This is a genomic window from Kitasatospora sp. NPDC005856 (genome assembly GCF_040629945.1).
GTDB lineage: Bacteria > Actinomycetota > Actinomycetes > Streptomycetales > Streptomycetaceae > Kitasatospora.
Genome location: NZ_JBEXWT010000035.1, coordinates 17481 through 43805 on the forward strand (window position 1 = coordinate 17481; position 26325 = coordinate 43805).

General features: G+C 75.0%; 29 protein-coding genes. 13 read left to right on the forward strand and 16 right to left on the reverse strand.

Translation table 11 applies throughout. The features are described 5' to 3' along the window. Positions 1-239: 239 nt before the first annotated feature. A complete protein-coding gene (locus ABZ449_RS21750) occupies positions 240-401 on the forward strand; it encodes a hypothetical protein (protein WP_360348176.1) in 162 nt (53 codons plus the stop codon). A gap of 60 nt (positions 402-461) precedes the next feature. Here the strand turns inward: ABZ449_RS21750 and ABZ449_RS21755 are convergent, their stop codons facing one another. Further along, the gene (locus ABZ449_RS21755; RefSeq protein ID WP_360348179.1) at positions 462-2099 is read right to left on the reverse strand and encodes a DNA repair helicase XPB; all 1638 of its coding nucleotides are present in this window, start codon (positions 2097-2099) and stop codon (positions 462-464) included. Between the two features lie 82 nt (positions 2100-2181). After that, positions 2182-2583: a hypothetical protein gene (locus ABZ449_RS21760; protein WP_360348182.1), complete on the reverse strand. Its 402-nt coding sequence runs from the start codon at positions 2581-2583 to the stop codon at positions 2182-2184. A gap of 108 nt (positions 2584-2691) precedes the next feature. Here ABZ449_RS21760 and ABZ449_RS21765 point away from each other — a divergent pair, with 108 nt between their 5' ends. Further along, the gene (locus tag ABZ449_RS21765) at positions 2692-2946 is read left to right on the forward strand and encodes a hypothetical protein (RefSeq protein ID WP_360348185.1); all 255 of its coding nucleotides are present in this window, start codon (positions 2692-2694) and stop codon (positions 2944-2946) included. 11 nt (positions 2947-2957) lie between these two features. Here ABZ449_RS21765 and ABZ449_RS21770 read toward each other — a convergent pair whose 3' ends face one another. Next, on the reverse strand, positions 2958-5459 hold the full coding sequence (locus tag ABZ449_RS21770) for a helicase C-terminal domain-containing protein (protein ID WP_360348187.1): 2502 nt from the start codon (positions 5457-5459) through the stop codon (positions 2958-2960). A gap of 160 nt (positions 5460-5619) precedes the next feature. On the opposite strand from ABZ449_RS21770, the gene ABZ449_RS21775 reads away from it, so the two are divergent. Beyond that, positions 5620-6546 (forward strand): hypothetical protein, encoded by a 927-nt coding sequence (locus tag ABZ449_RS21775; protein ID WP_360348190.1) that lies wholly within the window; start codon positions 5620-5622, stop codon positions 6544-6546. 98 nt (positions 6547-6644) lie between these two features. On the opposite strand, the gene ABZ449_RS21780 is transcribed toward ABZ449_RS21775, so the two are convergent. Next, on the reverse strand, positions 6645-7280 hold the full coding sequence (locus tag ABZ449_RS21780; protein WP_360348192.1) for an NAD(P)H-binding protein: 636 nt from the start codon (positions 7278-7280) through the stop codon (positions 6645-6647). 143 nt (positions 7281-7423) lie between these two features. On the opposite strand from ABZ449_RS21780, the gene ABZ449_RS21785 reads away from it, so the two are divergent. Further along, on the forward strand, positions 7424-8197 hold the full coding sequence (locus tag ABZ449_RS21785) for an SDR family NAD(P)-dependent oxidoreductase (RefSeq protein ID WP_360348195.1): 774 nt from the start codon (positions 7424-7426) through the stop codon (positions 8195-8197). A 135-nt stretch (positions 8198-8332) separates the two neighbouring features. Then, positions 8333-8995, forward strand: coding sequence for a helix-turn-helix domain-containing protein (locus ABZ449_RS21790; protein WP_360348198.1), 663 nt, complete (start codon positions 8333-8335; stop codon positions 8993-8995). Positions 8996-9091: 96 nt separating this feature from the next. Here the strand turns inward: ABZ449_RS21790 and ABZ449_RS21795 are convergent, their stop codons facing one another. After that, entirely contained in the window at positions 9092-9964 is an 873-nt protein-coding gene (locus tag ABZ449_RS21795) for an alpha/beta hydrolase (RefSeq protein WP_360348200.1), read from the reverse strand. Positions 9965-10033: 69 nt separating this feature from the next. Here ABZ449_RS21795 and ABZ449_RS21800 point away from each other — a divergent pair, with 69 nt between their 5' ends. From ABZ449_RS21800 to ABZ449_RS21815, 4 genes are all read left to right on the forward strand, one after another. Next, positions 10034-10639: a TetR/AcrR family transcriptional regulator gene (locus ABZ449_RS21800; protein ID WP_360348203.1), complete on the forward strand. Its 606-nt coding sequence runs from the start codon at positions 10034-10036 to the stop codon at positions 10637-10639. A 254-nt stretch (positions 10640-10893) separates the two neighbouring features. Next, positions 10894-11943, forward strand: a complete 1050-nt coding sequence (locus tag ABZ449_RS21805) for an acyl-CoA desaturase (protein WP_360348320.1) — start codon at positions 10894-10896, stop codon at positions 11941-11943. A 72-nt stretch (positions 11944-12015) separates the two neighbouring features. Further along, entirely contained in the window at positions 12016-12429 is a 414-nt protein-coding gene (locus ABZ449_RS21810; protein ID WP_360348206.1) for a VOC family protein, read from the forward strand. Positions 12430-12559: 130 nt separating this feature from the next. Further along, positions 12560-13360, forward strand: a complete 801-nt coding sequence (locus tag ABZ449_RS21815) for a hypothetical protein (protein WP_360348209.1) — start codon at positions 12560-12562, stop codon at positions 13358-13360. Positions 13361-13493: 133 nt separating this feature from the next. Here ABZ449_RS21815 and ABZ449_RS21820 read toward each other — a convergent pair whose 3' ends face one another. Continuing rightward, positions 13494-13862 carry a nuclear transport factor 2 family protein gene (locus ABZ449_RS21820; RefSeq protein ID WP_360348212.1) on the reverse strand — a complete coding sequence of 123 codons (369 nt, stop codon included), beginning with the start codon at positions 13860-13862 and terminating at the stop codon, positions 13494-13496. Between the two features lie 136 nt (positions 13863-13998). On the opposite strand from ABZ449_RS21820, the gene ABZ449_RS21825 reads away from it, so the two are divergent. Beyond that, positions 13999-14874 (forward strand): LysR substrate-binding domain-containing protein, encoded by an 876-nt coding sequence (locus ABZ449_RS21825; RefSeq protein ID WP_360348215.1) that lies wholly within the window; start codon positions 13999-14001, stop codon positions 14872-14874. Between the two features lie 131 nt (positions 14875-15005). Here ABZ449_RS21825 and ABZ449_RS21830 read toward each other — a convergent pair whose 3' ends face one another. After that, a complete protein-coding gene (locus ABZ449_RS21830) occupies positions 15006-15593 on the reverse strand; it encodes a TIGR03086 family metal-binding protein (RefSeq protein WP_360348218.1) in 588 nt (195 codons plus the stop codon). 65 nt (positions 15594-15658) lie between these two features. Here ABZ449_RS21830 and ABZ449_RS21835 point away from each other — a divergent pair, with 65 nt between their 5' ends. Next, entirely contained in the window at positions 15659-16507 is an 849-nt protein-coding gene (locus ABZ449_RS21835) for a helix-turn-helix domain-containing protein (RefSeq protein ID WP_360348220.1), read from the forward strand. Positions 16508-16514: 7 nt separating this feature from the next. Here ABZ449_RS21835 and ABZ449_RS21840 read toward each other — a convergent pair whose 3' ends face one another. The 4 genes from ABZ449_RS21840 to ABZ449_RS21855 all read right to left on the reverse strand — a co-directional run bounded on the left by ABZ449_RS21840 (position 16515) and on the right by ABZ449_RS21855 (position 20480). Next, the gene (locus ABZ449_RS21840; RefSeq protein WP_360348223.1) at positions 16515-17501 is read right to left on the reverse strand and encodes an iron-siderophore ABC transporter substrate-binding protein; all 987 of its coding nucleotides are present in this window, start codon (positions 17499-17501) and stop codon (positions 16515-16517) included. 71 nt (positions 17502-17572) lie between these two features. Further along, positions 17573-18391 carry an ABC transporter ATP-binding protein gene (locus ABZ449_RS21845; RefSeq protein ID WP_360348226.1) on the reverse strand — a complete coding sequence of 273 codons (819 nt, stop codon included), beginning with the start codon at positions 18389-18391 and terminating at the stop codon, positions 17573-17575. Further along, positions 18391-19449 (reverse strand): iron chelate uptake ABC transporter family permease subunit, encoded by a 1059-nt coding sequence (locus tag ABZ449_RS21850; protein ID WP_360348228.1) that lies wholly within the window; start codon positions 19447-19449, stop codon positions 18391-18393. Before ABZ449_RS21850 ends, ABZ449_RS21845 begins: the two co-directional genes overlap by 1 nt. Beyond that, positions 19446-20480: an iron ABC transporter permease gene (locus ABZ449_RS21855; RefSeq protein ID WP_360348231.1), complete on the reverse strand. Its 1035-nt coding sequence runs from the start codon at positions 20478-20480 to the stop codon at positions 19446-19448. The genes ABZ449_RS21850 and ABZ449_RS21855 overlap by 4 nt, the downstream gene beginning before the upstream one ends. Before the next feature lie 99 nt (positions 20481-20579). On the opposite strand from ABZ449_RS21855, the gene ABZ449_RS21860 reads away from it, so the two are divergent. After that, positions 20580-21209, forward strand: a complete 630-nt coding sequence (locus ABZ449_RS21860) for a haloacid dehalogenase-like hydrolase (protein WP_360348234.1) — start codon at positions 20580-20582, stop codon at positions 21207-21209. Between the two features lie 51 nt (positions 21210-21260). Here the strand turns inward: ABZ449_RS21860 and ABZ449_RS21865 are convergent, their stop codons facing one another. Then, positions 21261-21500, reverse strand: coding sequence for a hypothetical protein (locus ABZ449_RS21865; protein ID WP_360348237.1), 240 nt, complete (start codon positions 21498-21500; stop codon positions 21261-21263). Between the two features lie 470 nt (positions 21501-21970). Here ABZ449_RS21865 and ABZ449_RS21870 point away from each other — a divergent pair, with 470 nt between their 5' ends. After that, the gene (locus ABZ449_RS21870) at positions 21971-22354 is read left to right on the forward strand and encodes a cold-shock protein (protein WP_360348240.1); all 384 of its coding nucleotides are present in this window, start codon (positions 21971-21973) and stop codon (positions 22352-22354) included. Between the two features lie 49 nt (positions 22355-22403). On the opposite strand, the gene ABZ449_RS21875 is transcribed toward ABZ449_RS21870, so the two are convergent. From ABZ449_RS21875 to ABZ449_RS21890, 4 genes are all read right to left on the reverse strand, one after another. Next, positions 22404-23255, reverse strand: a complete 852-nt coding sequence (locus tag ABZ449_RS21875) for a 1,4-dihydroxy-6-naphthoate synthase (RefSeq protein WP_360348243.1) — start codon at positions 23253-23255, stop codon at positions 22404-22406. Next, on the reverse strand, positions 23248-24048 hold the full coding sequence (locus ABZ449_RS21880; protein ID WP_360348246.1) for a futalosine hydrolase: 801 nt from the start codon (positions 24046-24048) through the stop codon (positions 23248-23250). The genes ABZ449_RS21875 and ABZ449_RS21880 overlap by 8 nt, the downstream gene beginning before the upstream one ends. 10 nt (positions 24049-24058) lie before the next feature. Then, positions 24059-24607 carry a hypothetical protein gene (locus ABZ449_RS21885; RefSeq protein ID WP_360348249.1) on the reverse strand — a complete coding sequence of 183 codons (549 nt, stop codon included), beginning with the start codon at positions 24605-24607 and terminating at the stop codon, positions 24059-24061. A 73-nt stretch (positions 24608-24680) separates the two neighbouring features. Further along, positions 24681-25991, reverse strand: coding sequence for an MFS transporter (locus ABZ449_RS21890; RefSeq protein WP_360348323.1), 1311 nt, complete (start codon positions 25989-25991; stop codon positions 24681-24683). Positions 25992-26325 lie beyond the last annotated feature (334 nt).

Consider the following 26325-nt stretch of genomic DNA (forward strand, 5'->3'; position numbering starts at 1 on the left):
CCGGCTGCCTGCGGGACTTCAGCAGGTACCACGGTTCGGGAGGGGGCAGACGGACGATCTTAGACCCGTCCGCCCCGGGGTTCCAGCCCGGCGGGTCTCGGGGTGGGCCCCGGAGGGGCTCGGGGTTCCTCCCTGAGGGGCGTCGGTGGCCGCCGTACACCCCCAGGACGACCCGCGCACCTGCGGATACGGCCTTTGGAGTGATGCCGTCGGCCGCTCGGGTGCCTACCGTTGAAGACATGAGCACCACGAACCGCAACCCCCGATCCGGCCCGGCCGGCGCCACCGCCGTCTCCGGGCGTCACCGCAACCCGCTGAGCACCGCCGTCCGCAACGTCGGCATCGCCCTGGACACCGCCGCGCGCGTGATCTTCCTCGGGCGCGACGGTGTCCGGTACTGAGGCGCTGCCCGGTACCGGGACGGTGTCCGGTACCGAGACGGTGCCCGATGCCGAACCGCCCTACAGCACGTCGTCCGCGTCGATGATCCGGTACGCGTAGCCCTGCTCGGCCAGGAAGCGCTGCCGGTGGGCGGCGAAGTCCTGGTCCACGGTGTCCCGGGCGACCACCGAGTAGAAGTGCGCCGCGTGGCCGTCCGCCTTGGGGCGCAGCACCCGGCCGAGGCGCTGGGCCTCCTCCTGGCGGGAGCCGAAGGTCCCGGAGACCTGGATGGCCACGGTGGCCTCGGGCAGGTCGATCGAGAAGTTCGCGACCTTCGAGACCACCAGGACGCTGATCTCCTTGTTCCGGAAGGCGTCGAAGAGCTTCTCGCGCTGGGCGTTGCTGGTCTCGCCCTTGATCACCGGGGCGTCCAGGGCCTCGCCGAGCTCGTCCAGCTGGTCGATGTACTGGCCGATGATCAGCGTCTGGTCCTTCTCGTGCTTCCGGACCAGCGCCTCCACCACCCGCCGCTTGGTCGCCGTGGTGGCGCAGAAGCGGTAGCGCTCCTCCGGCTCGGCGGTCGCGTAGGCGAGCCGCTCGGAGTCGGTCAGGGTGACCCGCACCTCGCAGCAGTCGGCGGGCGCGATGTAGCCCTGCGCCTCGATCTCCTTCCACGGAGCGTCGAAGCGCTTGGGGCCGATCAGGCTGAACACGTCGCCCTCGCGGCCGTCCTCGCGCACCAGCGTGGCGGTCAGGCCGAGCCGGCGGCGGGCCTGGAGGTCGGCGGTGAACTTGAACACCGGCGCGGGCAGCAGGTGCACCTCGTCGTAGACCACCAGGCCCCAGTTGCGGGCGTCGAACAGTTCCAGGTGGGCGTAGACGCCCTTCCGCTTGGTCGTCATCACCTGGTAGGTGGCGATGGTGACCGGGCGGATCTCCTTCTTCGTCCCGCTGTACTCGCCGATCTCGTCCTCGGTGAGCGAGGTGCGCTTGACCAGCTCGTGCTTCCACTGGCGGGCCGAGACGGTGTTGGTGACCAGGATCAGCGTGGTCGACTTGGCGTGCGCCATCGCGGCCGCGCCGACCAGCGTCTTGCCGGCGCCGCAGGGCAGCACGACGACGCCGGAGCCGCCGTGCCAGAAGCCCTCGACGGCCTGCGCCTGGTACGGGCGCAGCTGCCAGCCGTCCTCCTCCAGGTGGATCGGGTGCGCCTCGCCGTCCACGTACCCGGCGAAGTCCTCGGCGGGCCAGCCGAGTTTGAGCAGCACCTGCTTGATCTGCCCGCGCTCCGAGGGGTGCACCACCACGGTGTCGGGGTCGACCCGGGGGCCGACCAGCGGGACGATCTTCTTGGAGCGCAGCACCTCCTCCAGCACCGGCCGGTCGGTGGTGGTGAGCACCAGTCCGTGGGTCGGGTGCTTGAGCAGCTGGAGGCGTCCGTACCGGCCCATGGTGTCGGCCACGTCCACCAGCAGCGCGTGCGGCACCGGGTAGCGCGAGTACGTCACCAGGGCGTCCACCACCTGCTCGGCGTCGTGCCCGGCCGCCCGCGCGTTCCACAGCCCGAGCGGTGTCACCCGGTACGTGTGCACGTGCTCGGGTGCCCGCTCCAGCTCCGCGAACGGCGCGATGGCGCGACGGCAGTCGGCGGCCCTGGGGTGGTCGATCTCCAGGAGAAGAGTTTTGTCGCTCTGGACGATGAGCGGTCCGTCGTTCACGCGGGGAAGCCCTCCACTGGCTGACAGGGTGGTTTGACGCAGACCCTCCAGTGTCGCGCATTCCGCCGGGAACGTGGACGGGCTACTTCCACTCGAACAGGACGGCCTTGCCGTTGCCCTGGGGGTCGTTGTCGAACTCGAACAGGCCGACCAGGTCGTTGAGGCGCAGGAACGCGTCGGCGGTGCTCTCGAAGTAGATGCTGCCGCGCCAGCTGACCGCGCCGCCCTCGGTGAAGTGCCCGATGCCGCTGCCGTGCCAGCTGTACGTCTCGCCCTTGTCCGTCATGCCGACGCCCTGGCCCTCGCCGAACAGCGAGCCGTCGGGCCGCAGTTCGGACTCGTAGCTGGCGAACTCCCGGACCTGGTGGCCGAGCAGTTGGCCGGTGCCGGTCATCGAGACCTCCAGCGCGGGACCGCCGACCGTGGGGAGGACCCGTCGGCCGGTTTCCGTGGTGGTGAGTTCCGCTATCCGATCGCCGAGCATGGTGGGTGCCTCCTTGTCGGGAACCCCCTGCTTCCGGACTACGCCGATGGGTCGGGCCCGTCAATGACTTCGAGTGACCACGGTGAGTGCTCGCTCGTTGAGCTGGCCATGAAGAAGTCGAAGCGTGTTCTCACCGCCCTCGCCCTGATGGGCTCGGCCTTCGCGGCCACCGCCTCCTCGGCCGGTTCCGCCCACGCCCTCGCGGGCATCGGCGAGGGGCCCGGCGGTCTGCTGGCGGCGCCCGGGTTCCTGCTGGCGGAGACCGTCACCGGGGGTTCGATGCCGGTCGGGCAGGGGCAGATCGGCAGCGTGGCGGACAAGGCGATCCAGGACAAGATGAAGGAGGCGCAGCAGGGCCACTGAGGGCCCCGGGCTCACTCGTCGAGTTCCGCGACGCCGGTGATGCGGTGCAGGGCGAAGGTGCGGAGTTCGTCGGCGTGGTGGTCGAAGGCGGTGACGAAGCCGCCTTCGACCTTGACCGGGTCGATGATGCGCTGGCTGGCGATGCCCTCGGCGTTGAGGTAGCCGATCCACATCCGCTCGCCGAGCAGGACGGCCGTCTGGAGGGCCGCCAGGGTCTCGGCGGCGGCGGTGCGGGGGAGCCGGCGCGGGTCGGGGGCGGGCTCGCGGCGGATGGCGGTGGCCGCGCGGTCGCCGGCCCGGATGGCCTTGATGGCGGCCGCGAGCAGGGTGTCGTCGGGGGCGGGCGGGCCGTCGGGGACGGGCACGGGGGCCGCCCGGGGAGGGGTGCGGTGGCTGTCCGGGCGGGTGATCAGCACGTCGCCCTCGGCGGATTCGGCGGCCGGGGCGTAGCCCATGCTGCGCAGGGTGGCGAGCAGGACGTCCGGGGCGGCCTGGGAGGCGAGGACGGTGGGGGCGAGCAGCCGCAGCCGCAGGTCGGCGGAGCGGCGGTCGGCGAGCACCTCGCCGAGCAGGGACGGGTCGTCGCAGCGCAGGTACGAGGAGGCGGCGCCGACCCGCAGGACGCCGTGCCGGCGGGCGACGTCGTCGATCAGGTAGGCGAGCGGCTGCGGGACGGGCGTGCGGCTGTGCTGCTCCAGGAAGGACCGCAGGTCGGTGGCGGTGCGGCCGGCGTCGAGGGCGCGGCGCACCGAGGCCGGGGTGAAGCGGTAGACGGTGGCGCCGCCCTTGGACTCGATGTCGGCGCACAGGGCGAGGGCCTGGGCGAGCGGGGTGAGCAGCGGGCCCGGGGCGATCGCGGTGAGGTCCGGCTGGAGGATCACGTGGTCCAGCGGCTGCGGGAGCAGCGGGGCGAGCACCTCGGCCGGGTCGGACTCGGCGGTGAGCAGGGCGCGGGCGGGGGCGGCCAGGGCGCCGCGCCCGGTGATGCCGAGGAGTTCGGCCTCGTCGAGGGTCCAGGCGGTGAGCTCGTCGCGCAGGTCGCGGCCGTCCGGGCCGGTGGGGCCGCCGCGCAGCGGGCGCTGCCAGCGCAGGGTGGGCAGCAGTTCCTCGGCGGTGGCCGGGGTGCCGGGCGGGAGTTCGGCGAGCAGGGCGAGGGCGGCGCGGCGGACGGACGGGGCGAGGGTGCGGTCGAGTTCGGGGCCGAGGGTGGCGCGGGGCTTGCCGCGGCCGTCCTGGGTGCCGCTGAGGGCGGGGACGCGGGTGGCGGCGAGCCAGGCGGTGGCCAGGACGGACCAGCGCTCGGCGGTGTCCAGGTGCAGCCAGGTGTCGTACCCGGGGGTGGGGGCCCAGCGTTCGTCCACCTCGCCGTCGGGGGCCAGCAGTCCCGCGGTGTGGGCGAGTTCGAGCCAGAAGGCGGTCTGCTGCTCGGTGCTCTCCAGGGCCTGGGCGGTGCGCTTGAGGTCGCGGACGCCGAGGCCGCCGGCGCGCAGGGTCAGCGGCGGGGTGAGGCCCAGGCCGTCCAGCAGCTCCTCGACGGTCTTGACCGCGGTGTGCGCCTGGCCGGCCGCGGCGCTGTCCACGACCTGGGGGTCGCGCGGGGCGGCGGCGGGCGCGGGCTCGGGCTGGACCGGTTCGACGGTGCGGTGGGTGCGGCCGCCGCGCAGGTGCAGGGCGAGTTCGCGGGGCAGCACGACGCTGCCGGGGCTGGTGGGCAGCAGCAGGCCGCGGGCGAGCAGCCACTCGACCGGGCTCTGGGCGTCCTCGGCGGTGACCGGGCGGGCGGCGTCCGGGACGGTGCCGGTGGGCGGTCCCCAGACCAGCCGCTCCAGCAGGCGCAGTGCGGCCTCGGGCGCGGTGTCGAGCAGCGCGGCGCAGCGGGCGCGGTCGGTGAGCAGCGCGGTGAGCGCGGCGACGGCGCTGACCGGGTCCGGGGTGGCGGGCTGCCCGGCCGAGGCGAGCAGCTGTTGCAGCCGGGCCGGGGACATGCCGACGGTGGCGTCGGCGAGGGTGGGGCCGAGGCCGGTGCGGCCCGGGTTGCCGGCCGTCGGGGCGAGCGCCTCGCGTACGGCGAGGACCAGCCGCAGCCCGTTGTCCGGGCCCCAGAGCAGCGCCCGGTCGCGCAGGGTGGCGATCGCGCGGGGCAGGGCGGTGGCGACGGCGGAGCGGTCGGCCGGGGTGAGCGGGGTCGCGCCGGGGTGCGGCTTGACCTTCGTGGGGCCGGTCAGCAGGGTGCGGACGGTGCTCAGCGAGGTGCCGTCCGGGGCGGTGGCCAGCGCCTCGGCGGCCTGGAGGGTGAAGCGGTCGAGCCGCTCCAGGGCGCGCAGCGCGGAGGCCCGCGAGGAGAGCCGGGCGGACAGCTGGGTGAGGTCGCCGGGGACGGGGTTCAGCAGGTCGGGGCGGGAGCGGAGCAGGGCGGCGAGCGCGTCGTCGGGACGGGCGCGCAGTTCCTCGGCGAGGGTGCGCGGGCCGGTGGCGGACCTGCCCCGGCGTTGAGGGCCCTGCTGTGTGGTCATTCGACCTAGGTTAGTCGGGCGCGGGGACGAGGGGGTGTCCCTCGTCCCGCCGCATCGCCGTACCCGCGGATGGACTCGCGCGGGCGGGGGCGGGGTGGGTAGCGTCACGCCGAGGGCGGTTCGGTGGGCGGCCGGTACGGGCGAGGCGGGGTGGTCGGTGATGACGGACGGCGAGTGGTGGCGCAAGAGCGGGCCGTGGAGCGAGCGCTCGGGCGCCGGCCCGGAGGCCGACGCGGGCTCCGGTTCCGGCGGCGCCGCGCAGGGTCCGTCCGCCCCGGGGCCCGTGCCGGACTTCGACCCCGGTCCCCACCCCGACCCCGACAGCGTGTACGACCCGCCGGCGCCGAGCGCGGCCGGCATCCCGTCCGTACCCCTGCACCTGCCGGAGAGCGCCGTCGAGGAGCGGGCGGACGCGCCCCCGCCGACGACGGTGTCGAGCACCGGCCCGTGGACGATGACGCTCTTCGACTTCTCGGACGGGCCGAGGCCCGCGCCGAAGCCGATCCCCGAGCAGCGCACCGGGGAGGAGGCCGAGCCCGCGCCCGAGCCGGCCGCGCCCGCCGCCGACCTGCGGAAGAAGCCGCGCAGGGGCTTGTTCAAGCCGGCCCCCGTCGCTCCTCCCGCGCCGCCCGAGGCCCCGGCGGGGAAGGCCGGGGGCAAGACGAAGACGAAGACGAAGGGCAAGAGCAAGGGCAAGGGCAAGGAGGGGGAGAAGGACGCGCCCGCCCGCAAGCCCTCTCCACTGCTCCTGCTCTCCTGCGCCCTGATGGTCGGCGGGGCGGTCTCCGGCTTCCTCCCGGCCATGCTGGCCGGCTGGGGCCTCGGCTACCTGTCGCGCCAAATCTCCGACCTGACGCGGAAGTTCGTGATCCTCGGCATCCCGCTGATCACGATGAGCGCGACCACCCTCTACTCCATGCGGCAGGCCAAGCAGGCCGGGGGGCAGGGCGGCGGGCTCCAGTCGGGCTCGCCGCTGGGACAGATCAGCTGGTCGTCGGCCCCGACCGTGCTGCGGCTGGCCGCGGTGCTGTCGGCGGTGGTCCTGCTGCTGCTCGCCATGCGCCGCCGCCCGCAGCAGCAGGGCTGAGCCGGGGGCGGTTGCGCGCCGTCCACGGCGGCGTGCGGGTGGCGCGCGGTGGCCGGTTCACCCGCCGGTCCGGTCGTCGGCGTCGTTCACTCGTCGGTTCAGTCGTCGGCGAGGTGGACGAGGTGGCGGAAGGTCGTCGGGTCGCCGAGGTGGCCGACGATCCAGTGGGCGACCGTGGCGCGGGTGGCGGTGCCGGCGCGGGGGAGCGGCCGGTCGTACGAGACCTGCGGGCCCGCGGACGGCGGTCCGTCCTTGAGCATCGGCACCCGGACGACCGTCCAGGCGGTGTCGGAGCCGGCGAGCACCGCCTCCATCCGGGCGAGGTCGTGGTGGATCTCCCGGTACAGCCGGTCGACCACCAGCCTGCTCACCGCCCGCTGGGCGAACGGGAGCCGGCTGGTGTCCAGGCCGGCCGAGCTCATCGTGACCAGGTGCCGGGCGCCGCCGGCCCGTACCGCCGCGGTCAGCTCCCGGGCGCCGTCGGAGAAGACGGTGGTGGGCCCGCGGCCGGTGCTGCCGAGGGTGGCGACGACAACGTCCTGGCCGTTCAACGGGCCGTGCAGGGAGCCGGGTTCGCTGACGTCGGCCTGCGCGGTGAGCGCGGTGCCGTGCGCGTGGGCCGGTAGCCGGGCGGGGTCACGGGCGACGGCGGTGACGGTGTGCCCGGCCGCCAGCGCGAGGTCGACCACCAGGCGACCGGTGCGTCCGGTGGCGCCCACGACTGCGATCTTCATCGGTTCCTCCTGGGAATTCCCGTTGGTACGGGGGCGGTGCCCGCGGTGCTCGTGGTGCTTGCCATTCATTCAGACGGACTGTATGAATGAAATCAAGTGAACCACAGCACACCGCGAGTGCAAGTCCAAAGGAGCGATGGGACATGGGAGTTCGTCAGGCTCGGTACCCCGATCTGGACGGCCGGGTGGTCGTCGTCGCCGGCGGCAGCCGTGGCATCGGCGCGGAGACCGCCCGCGCCTTCGCCCGGCAGGGCGCGGCCGTCGCCGTCCTCGGCCGCGACGGGGCGGCGCTCACGGCGGCGGCCGGGGAACTGCGGGCGGAGGGCGCCCGGTCGCTCGGGCTGGTCGCCGACTGCACGGACGCGACGGCGCTCGGTTCCGCCGCCGCCCGGATCGAGCAGGACCTCGGCCCGGTCGACGTCCTGGCCGCCTTCGCGGGCGGTGACGGCTACCCGGTGCCGACGGTCCGCGAGACCGAGGAGCACTGGCGGGCCGTGCTGGACGGCAACCTCACCGCCACCTTCCTCACCGTCCGGGCCTTCCTGCCCGGCCTGCTGGAACGCGGCAGCGGTTCGATCGTCACGATGGCCTCCACGGCGGGCCGGCTGCCCAGCGGCGCCTCCGCCGCGTACGCCACGGCCAAGGCGGGCGTGCTGATGTTCACCCGGCACCTCGCCCTGGAGGTCGCCGGCGAGGGCGTGCGGGTCAACGCCATCGCGCCGGGTGCCGTCCGCACCGAGCGGACCGCCGAGCGGATGCCGCCCGAGGTGCAGGCCTCGGTCGCCGCCGCGCACCCGCTGGGCCGCCTCGGCGAGCCGGTGGACGTCGCCTCGGCCGCGCTGTTCCTCGGCTCCGACGCGTCCTCCTGGATCACCGGGCAGACCCTGGACGTCAGCGGCGGGCGGATCATGCTCTGAGCGGTGGGCCCCGGTGGGCCCCGGTGGGCTCCGGGCCGCCCCGGCGGGCTCACCGGCGCCCGGCCCGGCCCGGGTGGACCGATCGGCGATACTGCCAGTTCACGCGGACGAGCGGAACGAGTGGAGGCGAGCGGGATGAGCCCCCGGTCCTACCGGATGGGACAGCGGCAGGCGGAGGTCGACGAGACCCGCGCCCGGATCGTCGCGGCCGCCCGCGCGCACCTGGCCGAGACCGGCGGGGTCTCGCTGGACGCCGTGGCCCGCCGTGCGGACGTCGCCCGGGCGACCGTCTACTACCAGTTCGGTTCCAAGGCGGGCCTGCTGGAGGCGGTCTGCGACGCCCTCGCCGCCCAAGGCGGGATGGCCGGGCTGGCCGAGGCCTTCACCCTGGCCGACCCCTGGGCGGCGGTGGACCGTTTCGTCGAGGTGATGGGCGGCTTCTGGGCGGTCGACCGGGTCTGCACCCGGCGGCTGCGGGCCCTCGCCGCGCTCGACGAGGAGGTGGGCCGGGTCATCGCCGACCGCGACGCCCGCCGCCGTGAGGGTGCCGCCGTCCTGGCCGGGCGCCTGCCCGCCGCCCCGCCGGACGCGGCGAGCCTGCTCTTCGTCCTCACCGCCTTCGAGACCTACGACGCCTTGGCGGCGGAGACGGCGGAGACGACGGAGACGACGGGGACGGGCACGGGGACGAGGGGGCCGGCGGGTGCGCCGGACGGCGGCGGCGATCTGACCGTCGCCACCCCGGCCGTCATCCGCCTGGTCCGCGCCGCCCTCGGCGGGCCGGCGGAGCGGCCGTAGCGGACGGCGGGCCGCCCGGGCCGCCCGGGCTCCCGGGCGTCGAAGCGTGGCCGTACAGGTGCCGGTGGCCTCGGCGCCGGCGGCGTGCCGTCCCGGTCAGCCGGCCTGCCGCGCGGCCATCCCGAGGATGCCGGCGGTCACCGCCGCCGGGTCGTCGGTGGGCAGCGAGTGCCCCGCGCCGGGGACGATCTCGACCCGGGCGGCGGGCACCAGCCGGTGCAGGCGCTCGGCGACGGCCCGGGAGTCGTGCAGGGCGCTGCGTTCGCCGAGGAGGAAGAGGGCGGGGACGCTGAGACGGCCGAGTTCCTCGTCGGTGAGGGTGGTGGCCGGGGGCAGCCGGCGGCGGAAGCCCATCGAGGCGCGGACCAGGGCCATCAGTTCGGTCTCCAGGAGGGCGCTGTTGCCGACCAGCCGGGCCAGCCGGGGGCGCAGCGGGCGCGGGGCCGTGGCGGCGAGACCGCCGAGGACGAGCCAGGTGTAGAAGCGGCGGCCGGGATCGGCCAGGCCCGCCGTGTCGACCAGGGTGAGCCCGGTGGCCCGGCCGGGGTGGTGGATCTGGTGGTTGAGGGCGATCCAGCCGCCGTAGGAGCAGCCGACCAGGTGGGCGGCGGGCAGGTCGAGGGCGGCGAGCAGTTCCTCCAGCCAGGCGGCGGCGTCGTGGCCGTCCGCGACGGGGGCGCTCTGCACGCTGGCGCCCGGTTCGCCGACGGTGTCCACGGCGATCACGGGGTGCCGCGCGCCGAGGGCGTCGAGGTGGGCGTGCCACATCAGTGCGTTGCCGCCGGAGCCGGGCAGCAGCACGATCGGCCGTCCGTCGGCGGGGCCGGTGCGGTAGACGCGGGTGGTGCCGTAGCCGGTGGGGACGTCGAGCGGTGTCCACGGCCGGGGCCGCAGGTCGGTCAGCGCGCGCTCGTAGGCGGTGCGGAAGCGGGCTTCGGCCTTGCCGTTCCTGAACTCGCTGATTCGCATGGTACATGTGTATCACATGCATGATACGGGTGTACCAAGAGAGCGGGTCGAACGTACGGAGGCCGGAACATGACCGCGAAGGTCGACCACGAGGAACGCCGCCGGCAGATCGCCGAGGCCCTGCTGCGCATCGCCGACACCCAGGGCCTGCAGTCCGCCAGCATGCGGGCGGTCGCGACGGAGGCCGGCGTCTCCCTGCGGCTCGTGCAGTACTACTTCACGACCAAGGAGGGGCTGCTGCTGGACGCCCTGGCCAGGCTCGGCACCCAGCTCCAGGCCCGGATGGAGCAGTGGATCGGCCCGGCGCGCGCCCCCCGGGAGGTGGTGACGGCGGTCCTGTCCTGCATCCTGCCGACGGACGCCGAGAGCCGCCGGATCACCAGGACGTACGCGGCGTACTACGCGTTGGTGCTCGGCGACCCCGAGGTGCTGGAGAAGCAGGCCGCGCAGCCGCCGGTCGTGCTGGAGGGCTTCCTCGCCAAGCAGCTCCGTGCGGCGCAGCAGGCAGGGGAGATCGGGCCGGAGCGGGACGTCGAGGTGGTCGCGGCCGGGCTGCTGGCGATGGTCAACGGGCTCGGCTCCAGCGTCCTGGGCGGTCAGCGCACCGGCGAGCAGGCGCTCGCGGTCCTCGCGTACCACCTGGACGAGCTGTTCGGGCGTCCGGAAGCGGGCTGACGGCCCACCCGGCGGCCCATCGGCGGCCCACTCGGCGCGGGTCGTCGCGGCGGGTCGTCGCGGCGACCCATCGGCGGGGGCCGTCACCGTGGGCCGTCACCGTGGGCCGTCACCGTGGGCCGTCACCGTGGGCCGGCACCGTGGGCCGGCACCCCTCGCGGCAGGGGGGTTAACACCCGTACGGGACGGGTGCTTTCCCCGTTCTGCGGCAGGCCGGCCGCCAGCAGACTCGGGGCATGCCCGCGCAGCCCGTGATGACGACCGAAGCGCCCGAAGCGCCCGAAGCCCCCTTCCCCCGGTCGGGGAGCGGCGGCAGCGACTTCGCCCAGTTGACCCGCCGGATAGCCGCCGAGGGACTCCTCGACCGGCGCCCCGGCTACTACGCCGTCCGCGCGGGCCTGGTGCTCGCCGCCTTCCTCGGCGGCTGGTACGCCCTGTTCGCGCTGGGCGACACCTGGTGGCAGCTCGGACTGGCGGCCGCGATGTCCGTCGTCTTCGCCCAGATCGGCCTGCTCTCCCACGACCTGGCGCACCGGCAGGTCTTCGACCGGCGCGTGCCCAGCGAGATCGGCGGCCGGATCGCCGCCAACCTGCTGATGGGCATGAGCTACGGCTGGTGGATGAACAAGCACACCCGCCACCACGCCAACCCGAACCACGAGGAGCGGGACCCGGACGTCGCCCCCGAACTCCTGGTGTGGTCCAGGCGGCAGGCCCGGCAGGCGAGCGGCCTCGCCCGGTTCATCGGCCGCCGGCAGGCGTACCTGTTCCTCCCGCTGCTCCTGCTGGAGGGCCTCAACCTCAGCTTCAACAGTTTCCGCGCGCTGCGCGGCCCCGTCATGAAGCGCCCGGTGCTGGAGGGCGTGCTGCTGGTGGTCCACTTCGTCGGCTACTTCGGCCTGGTGTTCGCCGCGCTCCCGGCCGGCAAGGCGGTCGCCTTCCTCGCCGTCCACCAGGCGCTGCTCGGCGTCTACCTGGGCTGCGTCTTCGCCCCGAACCACAAGGGCATGCTGATGGTGACGCCCGGGATGAAGCTCGACTTCCTGCGCCGCCAGGTGCTCACCTCGCGCAACGTGCGCGGCGGGGCGGTCGTCGACGCGGTGATGGGCGGCCTCAACTACCAGGTGGAGCACCACCTGTTCCCCAGCATGCCGACCCCGGCGCTCGGGCGGGCCGCCCGGATCACCCGGGAGTTCTGCGCCGAGAAGGGCGTCCCGTACTGCGAGGTGGGCCTGTTCCGCTCCTACCGGGAGATCTTCGCCCACCTGCACCGGGCGGGAGAGCCGATCCGGTCCGGCGGGTGACCGTCACATCGGCCCGCCGGCATCCGTCGGTGGAGCAGCAGGACACCACCGACGGTACGGAGGAACAGCACGGTGCTGAAGAACATCATGTACGTGACGGTCTACGTGACCGACCAGGACCGCGCCCTCGGGTTCTACGTCGACGGGCTCGGCCTGGAGAAGCGGATCGACCACCCGGGCCCGGACGGGAGGTTCCTCACCGTGGCCGTCCCGGGCGGCGCGCTGGAGATCGTCCTGTGGCCGCACCCGGCCTCGGCCGGGCTGCCGGCCGGTCGGCAGCCCGAGGCCGGTGTGCCCGGGCCGGTCTTCCTCGAATTCGACGACCTGCGGGCGGACTTCGAGCTGCTGCGCGAGCGCGGTGTGACGTTCGAGCAGCCGGAGCCGGAGGACTACGGCTTCGGCGTCCGGATCGAGGCGGTCGACCCGGACGGGAACCGGATCGCGCTGCGCCAGCGGGCCGCCTGGCAGGGCGACGGCAAGGCCTGAACGCCGGTGGCCCGTACGGGAGGTCGGAGCCGCCGACGCTCCCGTACGGGCCCGCTGCCCGGCGGCACCGACCGTCCGGCTCCGCGTTCGCGCCCGTACGATGCCCGGACGGAGTGGGCGGAGTCCGGAGGTGGGTGTGGTTCGGTTCTGGCTGCGATGGGTGATGATCGCGGTCCTGGGGTTGGCGGTCGTGTTCGGCGGCTGGGCGGGGTGGCGGCTCTACCGTGCCACGGCCATCCCCGCCCCGCCGGACGTCCCGGGGCTGGCGCAGGACCCGGCGACCGGGGAGGCCCGCCGGGTGGCCGAGGAGCGGATGGCCGGCCGGATCGACCGGCTGCCCGAACTGCTGCCCTGGGCCCAGGGCCTGGGGAGGTCGACGGTCGACGTCTGCCGGACGGACTACCGCGGTGACCTGTGGGCCCGGGGCAAGTGGCTGCCGGTGGCCTGCGAGCGGACCGTGAACGTCTACCTGGCTTTCGACGGCGGCGACGTCCGCTCCCGGCTGGCCGATCTGGACCGGTACCTGGACGGGCAGGGCTGGCGGAGCTCGCAGCGGTGGCCGGGTCTGGTGGCGGCCGACGAGTACGTCCACCAGCCGCCCGCCGACCCGACCCCGGAGGAGGTGGCGGAGGCGGCGGCCAGGCCGATCTCCCCGTCCGTGGAGTTCGAGCGGGCGGCGGGCGGCGAGGCGGTCCGGACGGAACTGGGCGTGAGCGTCGCGCTGGTGCCGGGTCCCGAACTCCTGACCTTCGGCGAGGACTACTGGTACGAGGAGTACGGCCGCCGGCGCTACCGGAACGACGAGGGGCAGCGGTCCGAGTACCTGACCTGGCAGCCCGTGCGGCCGGGCGAGGTCACCAAGTCGGCCGAGGGCCGGTACGTGGCGGTGCTGTGCTTCACGACCAGGTACGCGCAGGGGCAGAGCGGGTAGGGCCCCGCCGCTGCCCGCTGCCCGCTGCCCGCTGCCCGCTGCCGGTGCTTTCGCCGGCCTGCCGATCCTCGATCCTCGTGTGGATCAGGCCCGGTCGGGCTTAAGGCCGGTCGGTCCTCAGGCCGGTCGGTGCTCAGGCCTTCCGCTCGAAGCCGGCCAGCAGGCCGCGCGGGTCGAAGGTGACCCGGATCCGCGCGATCCTCCCGTCCTCGACGTGCATCCAGTTCGCCGTGGGCGCCGGCGGAGCGATGCTCGTGCACAGCTCGAACCAGGTGATCACCTCGTCGCCCTCGGCCACCCGGACCTTCACGTCGATCTTCTCCAACACCTGCCCGAGCCCCTTCAGCCCGGCCAGCGCCTCTTCCACCCCGGAGGCCGTCCCCAGTGCGCCGACGAAGTCGACGTCCTCGGCCAGCAGTCCCCGGACGGTCTCGAAGTCGCCCGCCTCCCAGGCGGTGAAGTAGGTCTCGGCAAGCTCACGCGCGGTCTTCGTCGTCGTCATGCCTCCATCCTCCGGCCGCCGAAGTCATCCGTCCAACAGATGAATCAGATGGCTCTCATCTCTACTGGTTATGATAAAAGTGCGCTGGGTGATCGGTCGAGCGGATGGAGCGCCGGGTCGAATATCGTCACCGGTCATGGAGATGCACCAGCTGCGCTACTTCGCCGCCGTGGTCGACGAGGGCACCTTCACCGCCGCCGCTGCCCGGCTGCACGTGAGCCAGTCCGGCATCAGCACCCAAGTGGCCAAGCTGGAGCGCGAACTGGGCCAGCAGCTGCTCGACCGGGCCGGCCGACAGGTGCGCCTCACCGCGGTGGGCGAGGCGGTCCTGCCGCTGGCGAAGAACGCCCTGGCCACCCTCGACGCCATCCAGCACACCGCCGCCGAGTTCGCCGACGCCGTCCGCGGCCGGGTCCGGCTCGGCATGATCACGGGATGCTCGATCCCGCCCTTCCTGGACGCCGTCGCCGATCTCGGCCGCAGTCATCCCGGCATCGAACTCAGCCTGCACGAGGGGCACTCCGAGGACCTCCAGGCACAGGTCCTGGCCGGCTCGCTCGACCTGGCCCTGATCGGCTACGCGGGTGAGGTCTCCCCGAGTCTGGAGGCCACCGTCGCCGTCGACGAGCCGATCGCCGCCGTCGTCCCCACCGGGCACCCGCTGGACCGGGCGCGGCTCCGACTCGCGGACCTTCGGGGGGAGAAGATCCTCTGCCTCTCCCCGGGCACCGGCATCCGCGCCGCCTACCAGGACTCCTGCCGGCGGCTCGGCCTCGACCCGCGGGTGGACATCGAGGCCAGCTCCCCGGTCGCCCTGCTCCGGCTCGCCGAGCGCGGCGCCGGCGTGGCCGTCCTCAGCGCGTCCTCCGCCGCGGGCGCCGGGCTGCGGGCCGTCCCGTTGGCCGACGCCGCCACCCGTGCCCGGCTCGGCCTGGTCGCCCGCCGCGACCAACAGTCCCCGGCCGTACGGCTGTTGCGAGCGAGGATCGCCGTCGCGCTGCGGTCGGACTGACCGTCCGGGGCGCGGGTCGCACGCCCGGCTCCGCGCCCGTGCGCGGGTTCGGCTCGGCCGGCCGCGGCGGCCCCCGCCGCGGGGGCGAGCCGGCTCCGGGTGGTCGCGGTCGACGGACGGTCCGCCGGGGCTCAGGCCTTCCAGTGCGGGTCGCGGCCGGAGGCGGCCAGCGCGCGGTCCCACGCGCAGGCGTCCTCCGGCAGCGCCACCGACTCGGCGAAGCCCGCGTACCGGCGGTAGAGCTCGGCGTTCTCCGCCACGATCTCCCCGGTCAGCAGGGCGAGTTCCTCGTCGACCTCGATCCGCCAGCCGGTCGCCCGGGCCACGTCCCAGCCGTGCAAGAGCAGCTCCAGGATCAGCATCCGGGCGATCCCGACGGCCGGCACCGGGGCGCCCCCGAGGTCCACGTCCCCCTCCCAGGCGGCCGGGTCCGCCCAGGCCGCGACCGCGCGCTCCAGCTGGGCCGCGTAGGCGGTGCGCCAGTCGGCGTCGGCGGCGAAGTCCCGCGAGCCGAGCTCCTCGGGCAGCTCGACCCGCCGGGCCCGGTGCTCCAGGCCGTGCGAGGTGTAGAGCACCCAGTGGTTGATCAGCGCGCGGGTGTCGAACTCCGCGCAGGGCGTCGCCGCGTCCAGCGGCTGGTCGGCCGGGACGGCGGCGGCGACACCGGCCGCGGCGGTGGCGGCGCGGGTCAGGAACGGGTGCATCGGGTGGGCGTTCATGGCGCCGATTCTGGGCCGGGCCGCACCGGCGGGTCTTGAAGAAACGCGACGACTAGCCTGGCGGCATGGGCATGGACTCCCCGGCCTCCCCGGGCGCACCGGTCACCCCGGTCCCCCCGGGCGCACCCGCCTCTCCCGACCTCGGCCGCGGCGTGCTCCACCCCGCCCGGGCGGCCGAGCTGATCACCGTGGACCGGCTCGCGCCCGACCAGGCCGTGGCGAGGTTCGTCGAGTACTACTGGCTGGTCCGCTGGGACCTGCGCGGCCTGCCCCCGTACGAACAGAAGGTGCTCGCCCACCCCAACGTCCACCTGGTCTTCGAGGCGCCGAGAGCGCGGGTGTACGGCGTGGACCGCTCGCTCTTCGTCCGCCGGCTGGAGGGCGCGGGGCACGTGCTGGGCGCGCGGTTCCGTCCCGGCGCCTTCCGCGCCCTCGCCGGGCACCCGGTGAGCGGGCTCGCCGACCGTTCCGTGCCCGCCGCCGAGTACTTCGGGCCCGTGGTCGACCGGGTCAACACGGAGGTCCTCGCGGCGCCCGGCAGTCCGGCCGCGCTCGCCGACGCCTTCCTGCGCCCCCGGCTGCCCGCGCCCGACCCGGTCGCCGCCGAGGTCGCCGCCATGGTGGACCGGATCACGGGCACGCCGGACCTGTGCCGGGTGGACGAGCTGGCCGCCGAGCTGGGCCTGACCGTTCGCCGGCTGCAGCGGCTGTTCGCCGAGTACGTCGGCGCCTCCCCGAAGTGGGTGCTGCGCCGCGCCCGCCTCCACGAGGCCGCCGAACGCGCCGCCGCGGTCGGCGGGTTGGACCTGGCCGCGCTCGCCGCCGAGCTGGGCTACGCGGACCAGGCGCACCTCACCCGGGACTTCACCGGCGCCGTCGGGGTCTCCCCGGCCCGCTACGCGGGGTCGCGCTGAACCCCGGCTACGCACCCAGGAAGCGCTGCAGCTCGTCCAGCACGTAGTTGGCCCCGGTGTACCCGATCCCCCGGAACCAGAGCTGGTCGTCCACCGGGAACGCCCGGTGCCCCTTGACGGCTCCCAGCGCCTGCCAACCGGGGCTCGCCAGCGCGGCGTTGGCGCCCGACAGCTCCGGATCGCCGTACGTCGCGTACAGCAGCAGATCGCCGTCGGCCCTGGCGAGCTGGTCCGGCGGGATCTCGAAGTCGGACTGGTCGACGTTCTGCGCGTCGGGCCGGCCGACCTGGGCGTCGGAGAGCACCGTCCCGGGGAAGCTCTGCCGCCCGAACAGCCGGATGCCGCCGCCCTCCACGAACCGCACCAGGCTCACCTTGCGGCCCGACAGCTTCGCCGCCGCCAGCGCCTGCGCCACCTGCCCGGCGTGCTTCTGGTACGCGCCGGCGAAGGCCGCCGCGGCGGCCTCCCGGCTCAGCGCCTGGGCGTGCAGCTGGAAGTCGGTCTTCCACGGCGCCCCGGCGGTCTGGGTGAGCACGGTCGGGGCGATCTCCCGCAGCTGCTCGTAGTGGTCGCCGTCGCGGGTCTGGTTGGAGAGGATCAGGTCCGGCCGCAGCGCCCGGACGGTCGGCAGGTCGGGTGCGCCGGCCTGGCCGACCAGCCGGATTCCGGCCGTCCGGGAGGCCGGCCAGTACTCGGGGTAGCTGGTGTCGCGGCCCGGCAGCGCGGCTCCGACCGGGGTGATGCCGAGGGTGAGCGCGGAGTCGAGCACGTCGGTGTCCAGCACGACCACCCGCATCGGTGCGCCCGGCACCACCACCGGGCCGGTGGCGGCGTTCACCGTCACCGGCGGCACCGGGGCGGGGGACGGCGAGGAGCCGGTGGCGAGGCCGTCGGCGGTCTCCGGGGCCGACCGCCGGGTGGTGCAGCCGGTGGCCGCCGCGAGCGCGCCCGCGCCGAGTCCGGTGAGGAGGGTGCGGCGGGAGATCCGGGGCATCGGCGGTCCTCTGGCGGCGCGGGGCGGGTGGGGCGCCGTCGATTATGTCCGAAATCGCAGCTAAAGTGCCGTTAAGCGTGGGTGCCGTCGGGGGTGAGCGCCGCCCACGGGGCGCCCGGGACGACCAGCGGCGTGCCGGTCACCGGGTCCGGCACCACCACCGAGTCCAGTCCGAACACCTCCCGCACCAGCTCGGCCGTCACCACGTCCCCGGGCGGGCCCTGCGCCACCACCCGGCCGTCCCGCATCGCCACCAGGTGGTCCGCGTACCGGGCGGCCTGGTTGAGGTCGTGCAGCACCGCGACGACCGTCCGGCCGCGTTCGACGTTCAGCCGGCGGACCAGGTCCAGCACCTCCACCTGGTGCGCGATGTCCAGGTAGGTGGTCGGCTCGTCCAGCAGCAGGATGTCGGTGCCCTGGGCGAGCGCCATCGCGATCCAGGCGCGCTGGCGCTGGCCGCCGGACAGCTCGTCCATGCTCCGCTCGGCCAGCTCGGCGGTGGAGGTGCGCTCCAGCGCCTCCGCGACCGCCGCCTCGTCCTCCGGCGACCACTGCTGCCACCAGCTCTGGTGCGGCTGGCGGCCGCGCGCGACCAGGTCCGCCACCGAGATGCCCTCGGGGGCCGTCGGCGACTGCGGCAGCAGGCCGAGCCGCTGGGCGATCCGCTTGGTCGGGATCCGCGCCAGCTCCTCGCCGTCCAGCAGCACCGCGCCCCGGACCGGCTTCAGCAGCCGGCCGAGGGCCCGCAGCAGGGTCGACTTGCCGCACGCGTTCGGGCCGACGATCACCGTCACCCGCCCGTCCGGAACGGCCACGTCCAGGCCCTCGACGACCGTGCGCGCCTCGTAGGCCAGGGTGAGGCCCCGGGCCTCCAGACGGTGATCGGACATCAGGAACCTCCACGGCGGGATCGGATCAGCAGCCACATCAGGTACGGCGCGCCGACCATGCCGGTCACCACGCCCACCGGCAGCTCCGTCGGAGCCAGCAGCCGCCGGGCGATCAGGTCGGCGAGGACCACCACCAGCGCGCCGGTCAGCGCCGAGCAGAACAGCGGGATCTGCGCCGAGCGGGCCAGCCGCAGCGCGATCTGCGGGGCCATCAGCGCGACGAAGTCCACCGGCCCGGCGGCCCCGGCCGCGCACGAGGCCAGCACGATGCCCAGCAGCGCCATGCCGAGGCGGATCCGGTCCAGGCGCAGCCCGAGGCCGACGGCGGTCGCGTCGTCGAAGGAGATCGACCGCTGGGCGCGGGCGGCCCACAGCGCGACCGGCAGGGCGGCGAGCAGCACCCAGGCGAGCCGGCCGGCCTGGTCGAAGCCGGCGCCGTTCAGGCTGCCGGTCATCCAGACCTTGGCCGCCTGGGCCTGGAAGCCGTCGCCCTTGGTCAGGAAGACGGAGGTGAGCGAGGACAGCGCGACGCTGATGCCGATGCCGATCAGCACGAAGCGCTGCGCGTGCAGGCCGCGCCGCCAGGCCAGCGCGTACACCAGCAGCCCGGCCACCAGGCCGCCGGCCACCGCCGCGTACGGTGCCTGGCCGGTCGAGCCGACCACGCCGTACGCCATCAGGCCGACCACGGTCGCGGTCGCGCCCCAGGTCACGCCCACCACGTCGGGGCTGGCCAGCGGGTTGCGGGCGACGGTCTGGATCAGCGCCCCGGCCAGCCCGAGCGCCAGGCCGACCAGCAGCCCGACCACCACCCGGGGCAGCCGGAACTCGCCGACCACCAGCTCGTGCGGGCTCGGCTGCCCGAGCACCACCTTGACCACCTCGCCCGGCGGGACGGTGGACTCGCCCAGGCAGAGCGAGGCCACCGCGGTCGCCGCCAGGGCCACCAGCAGCCCGACGGCGGCGGCCACCGAGCGCCGGTGCACCAGGAACGACGCCCGGCCGGCCCGGAGGACGGAGTAGCCGCGCAGGGAGACCGGACCCGCGAGCCCGCTCATGCCGCCACCACCTTCCGGCGGCGCACCAGGGCCACCAGCACCGGGACGCCGACCAGCGCGGTCATCACGCCCGCCGGGACCTCGGACGGCGGGAACAGGACCCGGCCGAGGGTGTCGGCGAGCAGCAGCAGCGTCGGGCCGAGGACGGCGGAGAAGGCGAGGATCCAGCGGTGGTCGGCGCCGGCCACCGCGCGGGCCGCGTGCGGGACGGCGAGGCCGATGAAGGCGATCGGACCGGCCGCCGCGACCGCCGAACCGGTCAGGACGGTGGCGCCGAGCGCGCCGACCGCCCGGACCAGGCCGGTCTTGGCGCCCAGCCCCTTCGCGGTGTCGTCGCCGAGTGCCAGCGCGTCCAGTCCGCGCGCCACCGCGACCACCAGCACCGTGCCGACGGCCAGGAACGGCAGCAGCTGCCAGGCCACGTCCGAGGTCCGCCCGGAGAGCGAGCCGACGTGCCAGAAGCGGAACTGGTCCATGGTGGCCGCGTCGGTGGTCAGCACCAGGGTGTTGAGCGAGGCGATGAAGGCGGACATCGCCGATCCGGCCAGCGCCAGCTTGATCGGCGTGGCTCCGCCCCGGCCGCGCCCGGCGAGCCCGTACACCAGCACGGTGGCGATCACGGCGCCGACGAAGCCGAACCAGACGTACCCGGTGAGCGTGGAGACGCCGAAGCCGGAGATGGCGACCACCACCCCGGCCGCCGCGCCCTGGGAGACGCCGAGGATGCCGGGGTCGGCGATCGGATTGCGGGTCAGGCCCTGCATGACGGCCCCGGCCAGGCCGAGCGCCGCGCCGACGGCCAGTCCGACGACCGTGCGCGGCACCCGCAGCTCGCGGATCACCACCGCGTTGGCGGTGTCGCCGCCGTGCAGCAGGGCGTCGAGCGTGTCGCCGAACGGGATGGTCCGGCTGCCGACCGCCAGGCTCAGCAGCACCGCGGCGGCCAGGACGGCGAGTGCGGCGGCGAGCCACGGTATGCGGCGCCGCGGCGCGCGGTGGGGCGCGCGGGGCGGTGCGCTGGTGTCGGTCATGGGCCCTCTCCGCAGACAACTCAGGCAAACCTAAGTTCAGCTGCGAAGCCCGGGCAAATCGCCTCGTGATCCGCGGTACCGATTGGGTAGCCTGACGGCATGCCCGCGACCCCACCCGCTCCGCTCACCGTCGGCTTCGACCTCGACATGACGCTGCTGGACACCCGGCCGGGTATCCGCGCCACCTACCTGGCGCTCTCCGCCGAGACCGGCACCCACATCGACGTCGACCTGGTGGTCACCCGGCTCGGCCCGCCGCTGCTGGACGAGATCCGCAACTGGTTCCCGGAGGACGAGGTGGAGCGGGTCGCCGACCGCTACCGCGAGCTCTACCGCGACCACGCCTTCGGCCCGACCGTGGCGCTGCCCGGCGCGCACGCCGCCGTCGCGGCGGTCCGCGCCCACGGCGGCCGGGTCGCCGTGATCACCGGCAAGTACGAGCCGAACGCCCGCCTCCACCTGGAGCACGCCGGGCTGGCCGCGGACACCGTGATCGGCGACCTGTGGGCGGAGACCAAGGGCGAGGCGCTGCGCGAGCACGGCGCGAGCGTCTACGTCGGCGACCACCTGGGCGACATCCGGGGCGCCCGGTCCGCGGACGCCGTCGCGGTCTGCGTGCCCACCGGCCCGTACAGCGCTCAGGAGCTGCGCGAGGCGGGTGCGGACGTGGTGCTGGCGGACCTCACCGGCTTCCCGGACTGGCTCGCCGCGCACCTGGCCGAACGCTAGAGCCCGGCGGCCGGCAGCGGCCCACGGCGGTTCGGCGGCCCGCGGCCGTCCTCAGGACCCGACGGGTGCGCTCCGCCGGCGCTGGGCCCGGGCGTTCAGCAGCAGCCCGGTCAGCGCGGCCAGGAAGCCGGCCGGCATCAGCATGCTCAGCCAGTAGGCGGCCGTCGGCAGCGGCGTCAGGTGCAGGAACAGCGGGACGAAGGTGACCAGGGTGGCGAGTGCGCCGAGACCGAAGACGATCGCCCCGGCCTTGACGTACACGTCGCCGGGGTCGGCGCTCTGGCTGCTCACGTCTGCTCACTCCTCCGGGCCGGTCGGGACTGCCACCAGTCTGGCAGAGCGGCGGCCGGGGGCTCCCACCGGAGCGGGCCGGTCACGTTGCGCAGTTTCCCGGCAGCTGAACGTTTTGATCCCTGTTGAGCGGGGGTATGCACGGGGTGCCGAGGGGCGCTACAGGTGCGCTCCGCGTCCGAAGACCCGGGGGGTGTGAGCCGATGGACCGCGCGGAGCCGCGCCCCGGCCGTTCCGGCGCCGGGTTTCCCGTGACCGCGAGATCCCGCTCCCGCCGCCCCGACCGGGCCTCGGAACGCGGATCCCTCGCGGAACGCGGATGAGGCAGTGACGGACGGTTAGTCTGCTCCTGACCGCGTGCCGGCCGTGGGCGCCCACGGGCGCCGAGCCGAGGCCGGTCGCTTTTCCCACCACCCAGTGATCCCCGGCCCGGGCCGGGATCCCTCACACCCATTCGAGGACTGTTCGAGATGCCCACCGGCCAGGTCAAGTGGTTCAACGAGACGAAGGGCTTCGGCTTCCTGTCGCGCGACGACGGCGGCGACGTCTTCGTCCACACCAAGGCGCTGCCCGCCGGTGTCACGTCGCTGAAGCCGGGCCAGCGGGTCGAGTTCGGCGTGGTCGCCGGGCACCGCGGGGACCAGGCGATGGCCGTGCAGCTGCTGGACGCGCTGCCCTCGGTGGCCGCCGCCCAGCGCCGCAGCGCCGACGACATGGCACCGATCGTCCAGGACCTGATCACCACGCTGGACGCGGTGCTGCCCGGTCTCCAGCGCGGGCGCTACCCCGCCAAGCCGACCGGCCAGAAGCTGGCCGGCCTGCTGCGCGCGGTGGCCGACCAGTTCGACGTCTGACCGCCGCGCCGGCGGCCGGAACGCGCCGCCGGCCGGAACGGGCCGACGGCTAGAACGCGAGCGCACCCGGGTCGAGCGGGGGCACCAGCCCCTCCGCGGCGGCCCGGGTGAGCAGCGCGCGGACGGCCGCGTAGCCCTCCTCGCCGAGGTCCTCGCTGAACTCGGTGACGTACAGCCCGATGTGCTGCTCGGCCACGTCCAGGTCCATCTCCTGGGCGTGCGCCAGCACGTACTCGCGGCTCGCCGCCGGGTCCGCCCAGGCCTGTCGGACGGAGGCGCGGATCGCGTCGGCGATCGCCCGCAGCCGCTCGGCGCCGAGCGAGCGCCTGGCGACGATCGCGCCCAGCGGGATCGGCAGTCCGGTCTCCTGCTCCCAGGCCTCGCCCATGTCGGCCAGGCTGTGCAGGCCGTACTGCCGGTACGTGAAGCGGGCCTCGTGGATCACCAGGCCGGCGTCCACCCGGCCGTCCCGGACGGCGGGCATGATCTCGTGGAACGGCAGGACGACGATCTCGCCGAAGCCGCCCGGCACCGCCCGCGCGGCCCAGAGCCGGAACAGCAGGTAGGCGGTGGAGCGCTCGGAGGGCACCGCGACGGTCTTCCCGGCCAGGTCGGCGGGGGAGGCCACGCCCGGCAGGGTGAGCACCAGCGGGCCGCAGCCGCGGCCCAGCGCGCCGCCGCAGGGCAGCAGGGCGTACTCCTCCAGGACCCAGGGCAGCGCGCCGTAGCTGATCTTCAGCACGTCCAGCTCGCCGCGTTCGGCCTGGCCGTTGGTGACGTCGATGTCGGCGAAGGTCACCTCGGGGGCGTCCGCCCCGGGCACCAGGCCGTGCGCCCAGGCGTGGAAGACGAAGGTGTCGTTCGGACAGGGCGAGTACGCGATGCTCAGCCGTTCAGCCACGGCCGGCCTCCTCGATCGGTTCGTGCCGCGCGGTCGTTTCCGGTCGGTGCCGCGTGGCCAGTTCGTGGACGGGCAGTGCGGCGAACGCCCGCTCCAGGGCGGCCAGCGCCTCGCCGATCCGCCAGGCGGCCCGGTCGCGCGGGCCCACCGGATTGGACACCGTGCGCAGTTCGAGGGCCGGAACTCCGTACCGGGCGGCGGCCTCGGCCACCCCGAAGCCCTCCATCGCCTCGGCGACGGTGCCGGGGTGGCGGGCGGCCAGTTCGGCGGCCCGCTCGGCGCTGCCGGTGACGGTGGAGACGGTCAGCACCGGGCCGACCGCGAGGCCCGGGCCGCCCAGTGCCCGCGCGACCAGCGCGACGGCGGCCGGGGGCGGGGTGTGGCGGACGGTGCCGAAGCCCAGCTCGGTGACGTCGGCGAAGCCCTCGGGGGTCTCGGCGCCGAGGTCCGCGGCCACGATCGCGTCGGCCAGCACGGTGGAGCCGACCGGGGCGAGCGGGGCGAAGCCGCCGGCGATCCCGGCCGAGACGGCCAGGGCGTACGGATGGGCCGCCAGCGCGCAGGAGGCGGCGGCCGCGGCGGCGGCCGGGCCGACCCCGGCGGCCAGCACGTCCACCGGCACCTGCTCGGCCCGGTGCAGCGTGCCGCCGGGCAGCGGCAGCGCGGCGGCCGCACCGGGCAGGCCGCGCAGCACGGCCTCGGCCTCGGCGGCCACCGCGACGACGACGAGCAGCCGGGCCCGCGCGGGGCCCGACCGCTCGTCCCGGCCGTCGGTGACGGCGTGCGCGGTCATCGCGGGACCGTCAGCCGTTGTCCTTGGCCGCGGTGTCCGTGCTGTTCAGCTGGAAGTACCAGACGGCGATCGGGGCCTCCTGGTTCGGGTCGCCCTCGACCACGGTCACCACGGTCTTGCCGCTGGAGTTCAGCACCTTGTTCGCCGACTGGGAACCCGACCAGGTCGGGCCCTTGGCGGCCGAGAACAGGCTGAAGCGACCGCCCTGGTTGGCCGAGCCGCCGTTGGTGAAGGCCCACCAGCCCGTCTCGGCGACGTTCGGGGAGACCCCGACGCCGACCCGGTCGCTCCCCGTGACGTCCGAGGAGGGCAGCGTGCCGTCGTGCAGGGCCTTGGTGGCGTCCTCCTGGCACTTCTGCTGCTGGTCCTCGGTGAGCGGGCTGCCGGCGTTCCAGCACAGCGGGTCCGCGACGATCGAGGAGTTGCCGACCGTGAGGGTGGCACGGTGGGAGACGTGCTCGGTCTGGTCGGCGGCGATGGCGACGGAGGTGCCCACCGTGGCGGCGCCGACCACGACGACGGCGCCGAGGGCGGCGATGGCACGGGAATTGAGGCTCATGCGTCAGAATCTACCGGGCCTGGCCGATCACGCGACGCGGGGGTCCGCGCCGCGTGTTGCCGCACCGGCCGGCTCAGGCCACCCGGGGCGCCGCCGGATGCCGCCGCGGGCCCGTCCGCAGGAGCGAGCGGAGCGTCCACAGCAGCACCAGGCCGACCACCCCGGCGGCGATCGACAGGCCCAGCTTCCCGTTCAGCGGCAGCAGGATGCCGACCGCGCCGCCCGCCACCCAGGACAGCTGCATCAACGTCTCCGAACGGGCGAACGCCGAGGTCCGCACCGCCTCCGGGACGTCCCGCTGGATCAGCGCGTCCAGCGCCAGCTTGCCCAGCGAGGCCGCCATCCCGGCCACCGCGGCGACCAGAACCACCGTCACCACGCCGTACCAGAGCGCGGCCGCCCCCGTCGCGCAGGTCGCCAGCAGCAGCATCGCGGTGACGGTCGCCTCCGGGCCCCGGGTGCGCAGCCAGGAGCCGAGCACCGAGCCCAGCGCGTTGCCCGTCCCGGCCGCCAGCGCCACCAGGCCCAGCGCCACCGTCGGCTGCAGCCCGCCGATCGGTTCCTCCCGCAGCAGGAACGCCAGGAACAGCACCAGGAAGCCGACCAGCCACTTCATCGCCGACATCGCCCGCAGCGCCAGGACCACCGAGGGGCCGACCGTGCGCAGCGAGGCCTTGACCGGCGGCGGTTTGTGGTGGATCAGGTGCGAGCCCTCGCCGTGCACCTCGGCGTGCAGGACGGCGCGCTGCTCGCCCTTGGCGGAGTCCACCGCGGGCGGCAGGTGGAAGGCCATCAGGGTGCCGATCACGAACACCAGGAAGGCGCCGCGCAGCGGCCAGCCGGGCCCGATCAGGTGCAGCAGCCCGCCCACCCCGGCCGCCACGCCGGTGGCCAGCAGCCCGGCCAGGGTGACCCGGGAGTTCGCCTTCACCAGGGACAGCCGGCTCGGCAGCAGCCGGGGCACCACCACGCTGCGCACCACGCCGTACGCCTTGGACGCGACCAGCACGCCGAGCGCCTCCGGGTAGAGCGCGATGCCGCCGCCGACGATCACCCCGGCCATCGTCCAGGCCAGCACCGCCCGGGCCAGCATCGCCATCGCCATGGCCGCCCGGCGGCCGTGCGGCAGGCGGTCCAGCAGCGGGCCGATCACCGGGGCCAGGAGGGCGAACGGGGCCATCGTGATCAGCAGGTAGAGCGCGACCCGGCCGCGGGCCTCGCCGGTGGGCACCGAGAAGAAGATGGTGGACGCCAGCGCGATGGTGATCAGCATGTCGCCGAAGGAGTTGAGCGCGTGCAGCTCGATCAGCTTGGCGAGGCCGGACTCGCCCGCGCCCTCGGCGGCTGTGGCCCGGCGGATCCGGCGGCCGGTGCCGTGCACCACCTTGCCGGTGCGGGTGCCGGCGGCGGAGGCGGTGCGGACCAGGAGGTGCCGACGGGGCTCGGGGGCCTCGCCCTCCTCCTCGGCCCCGTCCGCGCCCCGGTCCGCGCCCTTGTCCGCGTCAAGCTCCCGCGGGGCCCGATCGGGGGCCTCGGGGGCCTCGGCCGTGGACGGGGCCGCGGGGGCGGCGGGCGCCTCGGGACCGTCCGCCGGCTGCGGTTCGCCCGCGCCGGGGACCGGAGGCTGCTGTCGCGGCACGGAGTCCGCCTGGTCGGGGCTGCCGGCCTGTGGGGCGCGCAGTGCGTGCTGCGACGGGTCGTGGTCCGCCACAAGCCCA